The organism is Halopseudomonas sp. SMJS2 (genome assembly GCF_029866945.1).
In the GTDB taxonomy this organism is placed as follows: Bacteria; Pseudomonadota; Gammaproteobacteria; order Pseudomonadales; family Pseudomonadaceae; genus Halopseudomonas; species Halopseudomonas bauzanensis.
Window position 1 is genome coordinate 596,948 of record NZ_CP123445.1, and the last position, 13,463, is coordinate 610,410.

The 13,463-nt window shown below is 59.7% G+C and carries 14 protein-coding genes; 6 read left to right on the forward strand and 8 right to left on the reverse strand.

Features of this window, described 5'->3' with window-relative positions; translation table 11 throughout:
• Positions 1-316 precede the first annotated feature (316 nt).
• Together QAO71_RS02875 and QAO71_RS02880 are read left to right on the forward strand one after the other, a co-directional pair.
• Positions 317-1,288, forward strand: coding sequence for an AraC family transcriptional regulator (locus QAO71_RS02875; protein ID WP_280165183.1), 972 nt, complete (start codon positions 317-319; stop codon positions 1,286-1,288).
• A 54-nt stretch (positions 1,289-1,342) separates the two neighbouring features.
• The gene (locus QAO71_RS02880; protein ID WP_136869031.1) at positions 1,343-1,597 is read left to right on the forward strand and encodes a hypothetical protein; all 255 of its coding nucleotides are present in this window, start codon (positions 1,343-1,345) and stop codon (positions 1,595-1,597) included.
• Between the two features lie 99 nt (positions 1,598-1,696).
• Here the strand turns inward: QAO71_RS02880 and QAO71_RS02885 are convergent, their stop codons facing one another.
• The 5 genes from QAO71_RS02885 to QAO71_RS02905 form a co-directional block, all read right to left on the reverse strand.
• Complete coding sequence (locus QAO71_RS02885; RefSeq protein WP_280165184.1) at positions 1,697-3,820, reverse strand: phosphatase PAP2 family protein; 2,124 nt, start codon at positions 3,818-3,820, stop codon at positions 1,697-1,699.
• 227 nt (positions 3,821-4,047) lie between these two features.
• A complete protein-coding gene (locus tag QAO71_RS02890; RefSeq protein WP_136869033.1) occupies positions 4,048-4,401 on the reverse strand; it encodes a DUF1428 domain-containing protein in 354 nt (117 codons plus the stop codon).
• A 30-nt stretch (positions 4,402-4,431) separates the two neighbouring features.
• Complete coding sequence (locus tag QAO71_RS02895) at positions 4,432-4,791, reverse strand: YciI family protein (protein ID WP_036992859.1); 360 nt, start codon at positions 4,789-4,791, stop codon at positions 4,432-4,434.
• Positions 4,788-5,642: a YciI family protein gene (locus QAO71_RS02900; RefSeq protein ID WP_280165185.1), complete on the reverse strand. Its 855-nt coding sequence runs from the start codon at positions 5,640-5,642 to the stop codon at positions 4,788-4,790. Before QAO71_RS02900 ends, QAO71_RS02895 begins: the two co-directional genes overlap by 4 nt.
• An 89-nt stretch (positions 5,643-5,731) precedes the next feature.
• Entirely contained in the window at positions 5,732-6,988 is a 1,257-nt protein-coding gene (locus tag QAO71_RS02905) for an RNA polymerase sigma factor (RefSeq protein ID WP_280165186.1), read from the reverse strand.
• A gap of 97 nt (positions 6,989-7,085) precedes the next feature.
• On the opposite strand from QAO71_RS02905, the gene QAO71_RS02910 reads away from it, so the two are divergent.
• Positions 7,086-7,544: a DUF4112 domain-containing protein gene (locus QAO71_RS02910; RefSeq protein WP_280165187.1), complete on the forward strand. Its 459-nt coding sequence runs from the start codon at positions 7,086-7,088 to the stop codon at positions 7,542-7,544.
• 82 nt (positions 7,545-7,626) lie between these two features.
• On the opposite strand, the gene QAO71_RS02915 is transcribed toward QAO71_RS02910, so the two are convergent.
• The 3 genes from QAO71_RS02915 to QAO71_RS02925 all read right to left on the reverse strand — a co-directional run bounded on the left by QAO71_RS02915 (position 7,627) and on the right by QAO71_RS02925 (position 10,264).
• Complete coding sequence (locus tag QAO71_RS02915; RefSeq protein ID WP_036992854.1) at positions 7,627-8,115, reverse strand: hypothetical protein; 489 nt, start codon at positions 8,113-8,115, stop codon at positions 7,627-7,629.
• 3 nt (positions 8,116-8,118) lie between these two features.
• Entirely contained in the window at positions 8,119-8,550 is a 432-nt protein-coding gene (locus tag QAO71_RS02920) for a DNA polymerase III subunit chi (protein WP_280165188.1), read from the reverse strand.
• A gap of 220 nt (positions 8,551-8,770) precedes the next feature.
• The gene (locus QAO71_RS02925) at positions 8,771-10,264 is read right to left on the reverse strand and encodes a leucyl aminopeptidase (protein ID WP_280165189.1); all 1,494 of its coding nucleotides are present in this window, start codon (positions 10,262-10,264) and stop codon (positions 8,771-8,773) included.
• 160 nt (positions 10,265-10,424) lie between these two features.
• Here QAO71_RS02925 and lptF point away from each other — a divergent pair, with 160 nt between their 5' ends.
• The 3 genes from lptF to QAO71_RS02940 all read left to right on the forward strand — a co-directional run bounded on the left by lptF (position 10,425) and on the right by QAO71_RS02940 (position 13,387).
• The gene (lptF, locus tag QAO71_RS02930; protein WP_280165190.1) at positions 10,425-11,528 is read left to right on the forward strand and encodes an LPS export ABC transporter permease LptF; all 1,104 of its coding nucleotides are present in this window, start codon (positions 10,425-10,427) and stop codon (positions 11,526-11,528) included.
• The gene (gene lptG, locus QAO71_RS02935; RefSeq protein WP_036992851.1) at positions 11,515-12,576 is read left to right on the forward strand and encodes an LPS export ABC transporter permease LptG; all 1,062 of its coding nucleotides are present in this window, start codon (positions 11,515-11,517) and stop codon (positions 12,574-12,576) included. The genes lptF and lptG overlap by 14 nt, the downstream gene beginning before the upstream one ends.
• Before the next feature lie 292 nt (positions 12,577-12,868).
• Entirely contained in the window at positions 12,869-13,387 is a 519-nt protein-coding gene (locus QAO71_RS02940; protein ID WP_036992849.1) for an Hcp family type VI secretion system effector, read from the forward strand.
• Positions 13,388-13,463 lie beyond the last annotated feature (76 nt).

The following is a 13,463-nucleotide window of genomic DNA, read 5'->3' on the forward strand; positions in this document are numbered from 1 at the left end:
CTTCCCGTCAGGGATCACTGGTTCAAGTCGTTGGCGCGGGGCACCGTGGTGGAACGAACATTAAGGCCAGTGTTGTTGTAACGGGTAGCGCGTTACTGCCGCATGATTGCCTGATCCTATTTATAGCGGTTTCACAATCTTGCGTTTTCCGGCTCTCGAAGCCTGCCAAAACGTGATTGTTTCATCTTTGCAGGGCTTTATACGTGATGGCTTGAGCGATCCTGCTGGATTGTTGCCTATTCCTGCAGATCGTCGGCTCGGGGCTTGGGCCTTGTCTGATCCTGTATATACTGCCTTCACTCCCTGGAGGTCTGCCATGCTCAATATTGTCCACTCGCCCCCTGAACTTGCCTCGATACAGCCCCCCGCCGAACCCATGTGCCGGCAACTGGCCGATCTGGTCTCATCCAGGATCACCACCGAGGGCATCCACAAAACCATCATCCCCGGCCTGGAGCTGTTTCGCATCGATGCGCCCTCCGGTTGTGTGTCTACCGTGTATGAACCTTCCTTGTGCGTCATTGCTCAGGGCCGCAAGACGGTTGAGCTGGGCGACCGGGAAATCGTTTATGGCGCGCTCAGTTATATGGTGTCCAGTGTCGATCTGCCGGTGCAGGGGCGAGTAATAGACGCCTCTCCTGAGCAACCCTATCTGGCGGTAAAAATCAGCATCGACCCGGCGGAAGTGGCCGATCTGGTACTGCAGTTAGGTGACTCCGCGGCGAGTGACGAGCAAACTGACTGCCCTTATTCAGGCTGCGGTCTGTGTATTGCCCAGATCGATCTGGGCATACTCGATGCCATGACCCGGCTGGTGCAGCTACTCGATTCGCCAACCGATGCGAAGGTGCTGGCACCCCTGATCCAGCGCGAAATCATCTACCGCGCGCTGGTTGGCGAGATGGGGCCGCGTATGCGTGAGTTTGTCTCGGCCGATAGCCAGTCACACCGTATTTCCAAGGTGATATCGGTGCTCAAGAGCCGTTTTGCCGAGCCGCTGCGGGTGCGCGAGCTGGCGGAAGACGTGAATATGAGCGAGTCGGCGTTGTACCACAGCTTCAAGCAGGTCACGCGTATGTCGCCGGTACAGTTTCAGAAGAAGCTGCGCTTGCACGAAGCGCGAAGGTTGATGCTCAGCGAAGGGCTGGAAGCTGCCACTGCAAGCTATCGGGTCGGCTACGAAAGTCCTTCGCACTTCAGCCGCGAGTACAGCCGCATGTTCGGTGCGCCGCCGCGCGCAGACGTTACCAAGCTGCGCCGTGAGACGCGCATGGGTATGCCGGCCTGAAGGTTTCTGAACTATGCTTGAGACGTGCTGGGAGCCCTCCGGAGGATTATCATCATGTCCCGTTTATTCATGCTTTTTGCTGCATTGATGCTCAGTTCTGCCGCCTTTGCCATGCATTGCCCCCAGGATATGGCAAAGATCGATGCCATCCTGGAAAACAATCCCCCCACCGATCAAGCGGTATTGGATCAGGTAGTGGCGTTGCGTGCGCAAGGAGAGGAGTTGCACGATGCTGGGCGGCACGAGGAGTCGGTAACGGTGTTGGCTGAGGCGCTTGAGCTGTTGGATGAGGAACCGCACAGCCATTGATTACACCGCAGGAGTAAGGACCTTTCTGGGCGCGGAATCAGGATCGGTTGCACATGACGTCTATGCTCCCGACCCTGACTCCCGCTTTACGCTACGGCGTTACAGTACGACCGCAGCCACGCTGTTACTGTCGTAAACCAGTTCCACGTCTACGTCGCCTGCATCCACGCTATCAAACGCCCCGGTCACCGCCTGACCGGAGAGCAGGGTAATCTGCGTGCCGGTCGCGGGGGTGTTGGCGAAGTCCAGTTGCAGCGAACCTCCATCGATATAGACGATGCCACTGGCTTTCACCGGGATGTCGTTACCATCGGTGTTCAGCGACAGGGTGCCGGCATCCATGGTCAGGTTCCCCACGATCGTCAGCGTACCTTCCACGTCTACCCGCACGGTACCGTCTTCCATATACAGATCCCCTTCGCCGAAGGCGCTGGTGGAACCGGCTTCCAGGGTGCCGCCTTGCACCAGTGTGCCGCCGGTATAGGTATTCTCACCGGTCAGAACCAGATGTCCGCTGCCGGCCTTGGTCAGGCGACCTTCGCCGGAAATGTCGTTACGCCACTGGTCGCGCTGGTTGAAGCCATCCTGGCTCGCATCCATGTTGACCGTGACGTCGCCAATGAAAGCGCCGTAGCCATCCGCTGCGGTGACCAGATCAAGACGTCCCCAGCCATTGGTGTCGTCCAGTATCGGGTAGCCCGAATCGATCGCGGTGGTGTACAGCACTGCGCGGCGCTGTTCAGCGGTCAGATAGGGCAGGCGGGTGGCCAGCAGCGCTTCGGCACCTTCGGGTACCACAGGGGCCTGGCCGGCTTTGGTCTCGTCATGGGGCAAGCCGTAGGTCATGCGGAAGCGGTACAGCTCCTTGTTCAGCTCGTTGTCGTCATACTTGCTGGTATTGAAGACCTCGGTGCGAACCAAGGCGCCATCGATCAAGCCAGGCTCGTTATCCACCGGACGATGGGCGTATTCGTACAGATCCATGTCTTCGGCTGCTGCCATATCACCGAAGTACTGCTGCGCAGCCTGGTAGGCGGCCGTGGCGTCATCGAGAAGATGCGGCTGGTTCAGCGCATGGGCGGTGACGATCATGGAATGGATACGACCGCCGATGACATCAACCGGGGAGTGCATGCCGGCAATGATCCGGCTCTCACCCAACAGGGAGGCGCGGGTAAGCATTTCCGAGTAGCGCTGGGGCAGGGCGTAGGCGTAGGCCATGGCGGCGAGGTAGCCGGCATTGGTGTGTCCGCTGGGATAGCCGCCATCCTTGCGGCGGTTCTCGGTATCGATCGTATACAGGCCTTTATCGTAATCGCCTGCGCTGTGCTGACGGCGGGCGCACATCAGGCCGGGGACGACGCTGACGCTGGTGATATAGGTGTCGATGACGCGGCTGGTTGTTGCTCCGCTGGAATCCATGCACTGGTAGTTCTTGTCGGTGCCGAGATACTCGATCTCGCCGAGGTCGTTCATGCGCCAGGGGCGCGGGGTCGAGAAGATGTATTTGGACGCGTTGGTCGAGGCTGGCGAGCGCTGGCGGAAGGCGTCGACCAGGCGCACCACGGCGCCCAGTTCCGGGGCGTTCTGATCTCCGGCCCAGGCGATCCCGTCGTTCACGCCGGATTGAAAGTGCTCGTCCTGCAGAACCTGACTGACGCTGGGTACCGGAATATCGGTATAGGCGCCGGAGGCTGCTACGTAAGCTTCGGTCAGCGGCCCGAGGCCATCGATGACGCTGTAGTTCTTTGACCGTACGTCATCGAGAAAGGCCAGGATCGCTTCATCATCGGACCGGTCCTTGGTGACGTCGATCACATATTGAATGTTGGCTTCCCAGGCTGCGGCATCGACGATGGGGTCAGCCAGATAATGGTCTGGACCGTCACCGGATGCGCCTTGCTGGTAATGATCCGAGGTGCCCTGCCATATGGAATTGATACCGTCCAGGAGGTGGGCCATGGGGTTGTCAGCCAATACCCAGCGGGCGGTGCCATCTGCGTTATTGTCCGCAAAGCGGATGGCGGGTAATGGATAGCTGACTTCGGGCAGGGCGACGGTCTGCTCATTGTCCAGACCGACAGGCTTGGCAGGTTTCTCAATTGCGATGGGTGAGCGGTCGTTGCTCGAACTGCTGCTTTTGCAGGCGGATAGAGACATGGCGATCGCAATCGCCAAAGCCAGGCGTGCCGGCAGGGCACCACGTAGGGAGTGATAGAGCATGAGTGTCTCGCTTTCAGAGCTGAATGAAACGCGCAAGTGAGGTGCGACCGCTGCTGCAGCGCAGCGACGTGTCTAGCGTGGCACTATAGGAAGGCTGTGTTACGTGGCTATTGCAGTTTCAAGGCAGGAGCCTGGGAAGGGTAGACGGGTCATGCTTCAGCGCATGACCCGTTTCAGCCAGGGTTGTTTTCCCTGCTGACAGTTCCCGGCTGGGGGATGGAACAGACTCACTCATCCAACAGCATGCGGAAGCCACCATAGATCAGGCGCTTGCCGTCGAAGGGCATGGGATTGGCGTCCGGTTGCAGGCGGGGGTCCTCCATGACCTTGGCCATGCCGGCATCCCGTACCTCGCGGGAGGGCCATTCGATCCAGGCAAAGACCACCGTTTCCTCGGGCTGGCGCTTCACGGCCATGGAAAAGGATGTGGTCTGGCCCTCGGGCACATCATCACCCCAGCACTCCGTTACCCGCAGTGCGCCATGTTCCTTGAAGACCTGGGCAGCCAGGCGGGCGTGGTGGATATAGGCTTCCTGATTGGCGGTGGGCACCGCGGCGACAAAGCCATCAATGTAGTTCATGTCGATCTCCTGTTCCGCTGTTCTGGATGTTCAGTCTTTCGGTGGTAGTTCACGGGTGGGCCGTACTTCGATACTGCCCAGGCGCGCCGGCGGAATGCGGCTGGCGAGTCGGATTGCGTCGTCCAGGTCATTGGCCTCGAGCAGGTAGAAGCCGGCGAGCTGCTCCTTGGTCTCGGCAAAGGGACCATCGGTAATCAGCGTCTCGCCGTTGCGCACCCGGATTGTGGTGGCGGTTGTCACGGGTTGCAGTGGCTGACCGGTGACGTATTTACCCTCGGCGGTCAGCCGTTCGACCCCGGCGATGCATTCCTGGTTGAGGTCGTGCCATTCCTGCTCGGTCATGGCTTCGATAAGGCTCTCCTGGTAGTACACCAGCGCGACATATTTCATGGTGCGTTAACCTCCTCTGTGTTTGCGTTTTGGGGACATTGACCGGTGCCGTAACCGATCATCCAATGGGTGCCGAAGCGGTCGGTGGTCATGCCGAAGCGCTTGGCCCAGAAGGTTTCTTCGAAGGGCATGATGATCTGACCGCCCTGCTGCAACTGATCGAATACTTCGGCGGCGCGTTCCAGGGTGTCGAATTCCAGATGAACGCAGCTGCCCTGCATCGCCTGATGACAATCGCCAGCCATGTCTGCACCCATCAGGCGCCGGCCACGAATGTTCAGGGAGGCGTGGATGATCCGGTCGGCCAGCTCGGCCGGCACTTCCGCGGCGGCGGGTGTTTCACCATAGGGGATCATGGCTTCCAGGACGCCGCCGGTGACCTGCTGGTAGAAGGTCATGGCTTCACGGCAGTTGCCGGGGAATGACAGGTGGATGTTCAGCTCGATCGGCAGCCTGGTGTGACGCTGATGTTCATCCTTGAGCGCACCGGGTTCGAAATCGCTTAGCTCGAAGTAGCGCCGTAGCTCCAGGGTGACGTTGCCATTGCTGTCTTCGCGTGGCCACTGCTTGGCCCAGTCGATGGCCTCTTCCAGGGAATCCACTTCCAGCACAGAATAACCGGCCAGTTGGTCCGAGACGGGGGTGAAAGGGCCGCGGGTGACGGTGGCTTCACCGTTGCGAAAGGCGATGCGACAACCTTCGCTGGTGGGCCGGACGCCATTGCCGAACAGAAATACACCTGCCTGGATCATGCGCTCGTTGTAATCGAGCATGGCTCGATAGACCTGATCGGATGGCAACGAGCCTTTTTCGGTGTCCTCGTCCGCTTTGCGCATCAGCATGAATTTCATTTTTATCGCTCTCCTCTGGTGGGTAGTTACCCTTGAGTCGTGCGGATGTGAACCAGATCGACAGCGGCGTCGACTTTCTGATGAAGTTTTTATGATCGGCTGGCGAGTTGCTCTTCCAGTAGGCGCAGTTGGCGCGCCAGAAAACGCCGTTCCGGCTCCTGTACCACCAGTGTGAGTGCTTGCTGGTAGGCCAGTCGGGCCGATTCGAGGTCGCCCGCACGGCGCAGCAGATCGGCGCGCGCTGCATGAAACAGGTGATAGCTGAGGACTTCTTTGCTGGAGTTGAGTTGCTCCAGCAGCCGCAACCCGTCCTGCGGTGAGTCGCGCATGGCCACCGCCACAGCCCGGTTAAGGGTTATTACCGCGGACGGTTGTTGCCGGTGCAGGGCGTCGTAGAGCAGGACGATCCGCTTCCAGTTGGTGTCATTGGCGCTCTTGGCGGTAGCGTGTTCCGCTGCGATGGAAGCCTGCAGGGTGTAAGGAGCGACGGGCGTGAGGCGTAGCGCCTGGGCCAGCCAATCAAGGCCCAGGCGAATATCCTTCTGGTGCCAGAGGCTGCGATCCTGCTGTTCCAGCGTGACCAGTTCGCCATCCTGGTCCTGGCGGGCATCCCGGCGCGAGTGCTGCAGATACATCAGCGCGGCGAGCCCGAACACCTCTCCGTGAGGCAGCAGCCGAGCGAGTGATTCGGCCAACTGGATGGCCTCATCCACGAGGCTGACATCGAGGATATGCTGCCCTTCGCTACGTGAGTAGCCTTCATTGAAAACGAGGTAGATCACCTTGAGCACATCGGGGAGCCGTTGCGGCAGCTCATGCTGGTCCGGCACCTTGTAGGGAATGCCGGCATCGCGGATCTTGCGTTTGGCGCGGACGATGCGCTGCGCCAGAGTGGTGGGTCGCTGCAGCAGGGCACGGGCAACCTGCTCGGTAGTGAGGCCGCACATTTCCCGCAGGGTCAGCGCCACCCGCGCTTCCATGGCCAGCGCTGGATGGCAGCAGGTGAACAGCAATCGCAGCAGATCATCATCGATGGGTGTTTCGTCAGCTTCCACCGTCGATGGGTCGTCGTCAGACTCCACCAGATGCGCATGGCGGCGCACCGTCTGATTGCGGCGGATCTGGTCGATGCCGCGCCGGTGGCCGGTGCTGATCAGCCACGCGGTGGGGTTATCCGGAATGCCATTCTGCGGCCATTGCCGTAGAGCCGCTATGAAGGCTTCCTGCAGACACTCCTCGGCCAGATTGAAGTCGTTGAGCAAGCGGATCAGCGTCGCCAGGACCCGGCGAGAATGGTCCCGATAAATCTGCTCGATGTGGGCGGGAGAAGCGGGCATGACACTCATAGTCGATAGCTCATCTGTCGTGAACTGCAGTATGGCAAGGCTTGCTGCGAATATTGAGCCTATATTGATCTGACACCCTTTTGCTACCGGAACCATGATGCCCAAGCAGCCATCCGCAGCCGAACAACGCGCCATACTCGAGCGGCTCGATAAATTCAGCCGTTTCACTGATAGCAGCATTGGTCTGCCTTTCACGCGGTTCAAGATCGGAGTCGAGGCCATTATTGGCCTGGTGCCGGGTATTGGTGATCTGATTGGCTTGATAATGTCTGGCTACGTGCTGTTGGAAGCACAGCGGGCGGGGGCGAGTAGCAAGGTGAAGCGGCAGATGCTGCGTAACATCGGCATCGACTTTGTTGGTGGCCTGATACCGGTGGTGGGGGATGCCTTTGATGCTATCTACAAGGCCAATACACGCAATACTCGCCTGCTGAGAAACTATCTGAACGAGCAACTCGCCATAGAGCCGCCCCCGGCAACTTTTCCCTGGAAGGTATTGGTTGGTTTGTCTGTGCTGTTTGCCGTGGTTATTGGCGGGGTGGTGATATTGCTGTGAAAGCGGGGAAGTTGATCAGGTTATATTGAGTCCCGCTTGCATGAATACACCTCTCACTTGTTCCGCGCAGCAACCGCCGGGCTCAGCTGTTCACCGACCTCTGGGCGAACTGTTCCTGAATCAGCTGCTCGAGCCTGGCGCTCAACCTCTTGCGCAATTCCGCCTCGATCACCGGCAATATCTCGTCGATCACATCCTGCATGACCAGTTGCGCTTCGGCCTGCAGGCGAGCCTCCATTCGTACCTCCCGCGCGCCAGTATGCAGCCCGCCGGATGAGGGCTGTTGCATGCTCTGCTGCAGCAACTGCTCAAGATGCACTCGCTCGCCGGCGAGGCGGGCCAGTGATTCGTAGGGGAGGAAAGGATTTACCTTGAGGGAAGCAGGCGCTGCCGCTGGCGTGACAACGGGCGGCGCGTCACTGCCGGAGGTGATGATGTCCTGCAATAGAGGAATGTCGAGCTGTAGGTCTGGTTGCTGATCCGTCCCGGAGGAAGGCTCATCCAGCAATGTGCGGATGGACTCCAGGTCTTTCAGCAAGCGAGACGGGTCCGTTGGTTCGCGCTGCGTCATACATCATCCTGCTATCCGTATCTGATGTGTGCTCAGAGGATAGCCCCGTTTGCGGTAAAAACGAAATCGTTCCCGCCCCGGAACCAGGATTGGGTCGTGTTCGACCAGTATTTCCGCCAGACGGTTGAAGCGGCTGAAGAAATCGGGGGTGTCATTGCTGAGATTGATCAGCAGATCATGGTGGGGTGTCGGATCATCTCCCCAACCACAGACCACCGCCTCGTTAGGTTGGTCGGCATGCAGGGCGTGCGGCAGAAAGCTGTCTGCCCGGAATGACCACAGCAAGTCGTCCAGCCGGCTGGCCTCGGCCTCGTCCGCGCAATGCAAATAGACATGCCGGCTCTGCTGCCAGGCCTTGTGCGCCAGGCGGCAGGCATATTGCAGGCGGGCGTCGGGGCTGGGGCTGTTGAGGATGTAGAAGTCGATTCGGGTCATGGGTGCCGTTGGTTGTGGGAAGTGCGGTTAGGTTCCGGAAATATCGACGGCTCGCGTTCGGGTGTCGCCAGCGCCGGTAGCGCCGGTCATACACACGCGGCAAGTACATCCCTGTAGCTCGCGATAGCCATCCCTGGCTATCGACGGTCTAGGTCTGGCGTTACCGGCCCGGCTTGCGCAGGTCGGTGTGGTCAATATTCCCGGATTGCGCCGTGTAGCCTCAGCCCTGCACCTGATTCAACAGATACTGGGTCAGCAAGGGCACTGGCCGCCCAGTGGCGCCCTTGTCCTTGCCGCCACTGATCCAGGCGGTACCGGCGATATCCAGGTGCGCCCAGGGGTAAGCCTTGGTGAAGCGTGACAGGAAGCAGGCGGCGGTGATAGTGCCGGCTTTCGGGCCGCCGATATTGGCGATGTCCGCGAACGGGCTGTCCAGCTGCTCCTGATATTCATCGAACAGCGGCAGTTGCCAGCCGCGGTCGTCAGCCTGTTTGCCGGCATCCAGCAGTTGCTCTACCAGTACGTCATTATTACCCATGACGCCGGTCGTGTGGCTACCCAAGGCAACGATGCAGGCGCCGGTGAGAGTGGCGATATCGACCACGCTGGCGGGCTTGAAGCGCTCGGCATAGGTCAGCGCATCGCACAGCACCAGACGGCCTTCGGCGTCGGTATTGAGGATTTCGATGGTCTGGCCGGACATGCTGGTAACGATGTCACCCGGCTTGGTGGCGGTGCCACTGGGCATATTTTCGGCGGCGGCGATGAGTATGGTCAGATTGATAGGCAATTGCAGGCTGACAACCGCCTTGAACACGCCCAGTACGGTTGCCGCGCCGCACATGTCGTATTTCATTTCATCCATACCAGCGCCGGGCTTGAGGCTGATGCCGCCGGTGTCGAAGGTGATGCCCTTGCCGACCAGCACATGGGGCTGGGTCTTGGTGTCCGCTCCCTGATAGCTGAGGCGGATCAGTTTGGCCGGTTCGGCGCTGCCGGCGCTGACCGACAGCAGTGAGCCCATGCCCAGTGCCTGCATGTCCTTCTCTTCCAGCACTTCGACTTCGGTGCCCTTGAACTGCTTGGCCAGCGCCTTCGCTTCCTTGGCCAGGTAGGTTGGGGTGCAGACATTGCCGGGCAGGTTGCCCAGGGTGCGGGTCAGGTCGGTACCGTCACTGATGGCCTGTCCGTGGGCGACGGCCTGTTTGAGTACGCCGGCGTCGGCCTTGTCGGCAGACCAGAGCACGCATTTCTTCAAGCGTGGCTTGTCGGCTTTCTTGCTCTTGTACTGATCGAACTGGTACAGGCTTTCGCGAATGGTTTCCACCGCCAGGCGCGCCCGGGAATACAGATCCCGGCCCTGAACGGGCAGCTCGCTGAGGGTGAGCAGCGCGTCGGTAGCGCCACCATCCTTGAGAATGGCCACGGCTTTCTGCAGCAACTTGCGATAGTCGCGATCGCTCAACGCCGGCTTCTTGCCACTGCCGATCAGCAGTACACGCTGGGCGCTGATCCCGGGGAGGGCGAACAGCATCAGGGTTTGCCCCGATTTGCCGGTGATGTCGCCACGCTTGACGGCAGCGCTGATCTGGCCGCCGCAGACACTGTCGAGGTGGGCCGCGGTGCCGGTGAGGGTGCGTGCTTCGTTGATGCTGACGACCAGGCAACCGGTTTTGATGGTTTCCGGTGCGCCGTGTTTGACGTTGAACTCCATGGTGCTCCCCAAGACAAATCGTGTGGATTGACCGATAATGCAGCCCATTATGACCGGCATCGTGCCGACGCTGGCCGAACAACTGCAGACAGTCACGCTGTAGCTGCATTCTGGCCTATTCCCGAGAGCCCTTAAAGCCCCCGGAATCAAGGAAACCAATGTGATCATATTCCGATACCTCAGTCGTGAGGTACTGACCACCCTTGCGGCCGTCAGCGGTGTGCTGCTGCTGATCATCATGAGTGGGCGTTTCATCAAGTACCTGGCCCAGGCGGCGGCGGGGCAATTGGACCCCGGTGTGCTGTTCATGATCATGGGTTATCGCCTGCCAGGTTTTGTCGTGCTGATCCTGCCGCTGGGCATGTTCCTCGGCATCCTGCTGGCCTACGGCCGCATGTATCTGGACAGCGAGATGGCCGTGCTGTCGGCGACCGGCGTCAGTGATCGCAAGATCCTCGCCTATACCCAGGGCCCAGCGTTGCTGGTGGCGTTGCTGGTGGCCTGGTTGAGTTTGTGGGTGGCGCCGGCCGGCGTACTCAAGACCCAGCAATTGTTCAATGAGCAGGATGCCATGACCGAGTTCGATACCTTGGCGGCGGGTCGTTTCCAGTCGCTGGGCAGCGGTCAGCGCGTCACCTACGCCGGTGGGTTGTCTGACGACCGCACCGAGCTGGAAACCATCTTCATCGCTGAAAGTACTGGCTCGGGCGAGGATGCCAGTGTCGGTGTGCTGGTGGCCGAAACCGGACGACAGCAGATGAATGCGGATGGTAGTCGCTATCTGGTATTGCAGAACGGCTACCGTTATGACGGTCGTCCCGGCGCGGCGGATTTCCGGACTATCCAATACGATACCTACGGCGTACTACTGCCCAAGCCGGAGGTGGTCACGGAGGTAACCGACCGCGAGGCGATGCCATCCGCTCGGCTGTTGGATAGCCCGGACCTGAAGGACCGCGCCGAGCTGCAATGGCGTCTGGCGATTCCGCTGCTGGTGCCCATTGTGGCGTTCTTCGCGGTACCGCTGTCCCGGGTCAATCCGCGGCAGGGTCGCTTTCTCAAGCTGCTGCCGGCGATCATTCTGTATATGGCCTACCTGGCATTGCTGGTCAGCGCCCGCGGCTGGATGGAAGCCGGCAAGACCCCGGCAGCGCTGGGGCTGTGGTGGGTCCATGGTCTGTTCCTGGGCATCGGTGTGTTGCTCAACTTCCGTGCCCTGACCGCACCCAATGCCCCAGCGGGAGGCCAGCATGCGACTGCTTGACCGCCATATCGGCAAATCGATCTTCCTCAGTGTGCTGACGGTGGCGCTGATCATTGTTGGCCTGGATCTGCTGTTCGCCTATATCAGCGAGCTGGAAGACCTGGAAGGCAACTATGGTGCTATCGAAGCGCTGACCTATATCTTCCTGACCAGCCCGCGCCGTCTCTACGAGCTGTTGCCGATGGCGGCATTGGTCGGCTGCCTGATTGGACTGGGGACGCTGGCAAGCAATTCGGAGCTGACCGTCATGCGTGCCTCGGGCGTCTCCATCGCCCGAATCATGGGCGCGGTGCTCAAGCCGCTGCTGGTCTTGATGGTGGCCGGCGTGCTGCTGGGCGAGTATGTCGCGCCCTACAGTGAAAACCTGGCGGAAAGTCGGCGGGCGCTGGCGGTTGGCAGCGGCGACGCGGTCAAATCCAAGGGGCTATGGCACCGTGAAGGTGACGACTTCATCCATATCAATGCCGTGCAGCCCAACGGCGTGCTGCACGGCATCACCCGCTATCGCTTCGATGACCAGCGCGAACTGCTGGAGACCAGCTTCGCCCAGCGGGCCAGCGTTCAGGATGAGCATTGGTTGCTGGAAGAAGTCGCCACCACCTTGTTCGACGTTGATGGCACCAGTAGGGTCGAGCAACATGAGCAGCAGCGCTGGGATGTGGGATTGTCTCCACGGCTGCTGCGGGTGGTTCTGCTCGATCCTGACGTGCTGCCGCTGACCGGTATCTGGCACTACCAGAATTACCTTGCCGAGCAGGGGCTGAACAACAGCCAGTACTGGTTGGCATTCTGGAAAAAGCTGCTGCAGCCACTGACCACGGCGGCGCTGGTCTTCGTTGCCATTTCCTTCATCTTCGGCCCGCTGCGCTCGGTCACACTGGGGCAGCGCGTCTTTACCGGAGTGCTGGTTGGTTTCAGCTTCCGTATTCTGCAGGATCTGCTGGGGCCATCCAGTCTGGTATTCGGTTTCTCGCCATTGATCGCGGTGGTACTACCTATCCTGATACTGGTCGTGATGGGTGGCTGGTTGATGCGTCGAGCGGGCTGAGCCTGATCATCCGCTGGGCAACTTATTGCACAGCGGATCATTGATAATCCTGTTGCGACGATCCTGCAGGCCGCATTCTGAAAGGCCTGCAGGGCTATGCGCAAAAACTTGCACAGCTTTGCGCAACTTCTTGCGCAGTTTCATGTGATGGTGTTCACAGTAGCTTGGCTGGGCTTACCAGATTATTAGTAACCTACTGATTTATATTAACTATTTTTAGCTGGCACGGCTCTTGTAATACGTCTGGTTCCCGGATCGTTGTGATCCACTCAATCCAGGCAAGGAGAGCATCATGCCAACACCCGCGTATATGACCATCGAAGGCACCAAGCAGGGCCTCATTACCGCCGGTACCTTCACCGAAGATTCGGTCGGCAACATCTTCCAGGAAGGTCATGAAGATCAGATCCTGGTTCAGGCCTTCGATCATCAGGTCATCATTCCCCGCGATCCGCAATCCGGCCAGCCGACCGGTCAGCGCGTCCACAAGCCGCTGATGATCACCAAGGTCTTCGACAAGTCCTCCCCGCTGATCTTCAACTCGCTGACTTCCGGCGAGCGCCTGAACAAGTGCCGCCTGGAATGGTACCGCACCTCATCCACCGGCACTCAGGAGCACTACTTCACCATCGAACTGCATGACGCCATCATCGTGGATGTGCAGTCGCGCATGCCGAACTGCCAGGATCCGAACCTGTCGCACTTCACCCATCTGGAAGACGTCTATTTCACCTACCGCAAGATCGTCTGGACCCACGAAGTATCCGGCACTTCCGGTTCTGATGACTGGCGTACCCCGATCTCTGCCTGAGCCGCGCAGTAATCGATGCCATCGGCCGGAATTCCGGTCGATGGCTTTTTCCATGACATGCAAGGAGCTTCTGGAA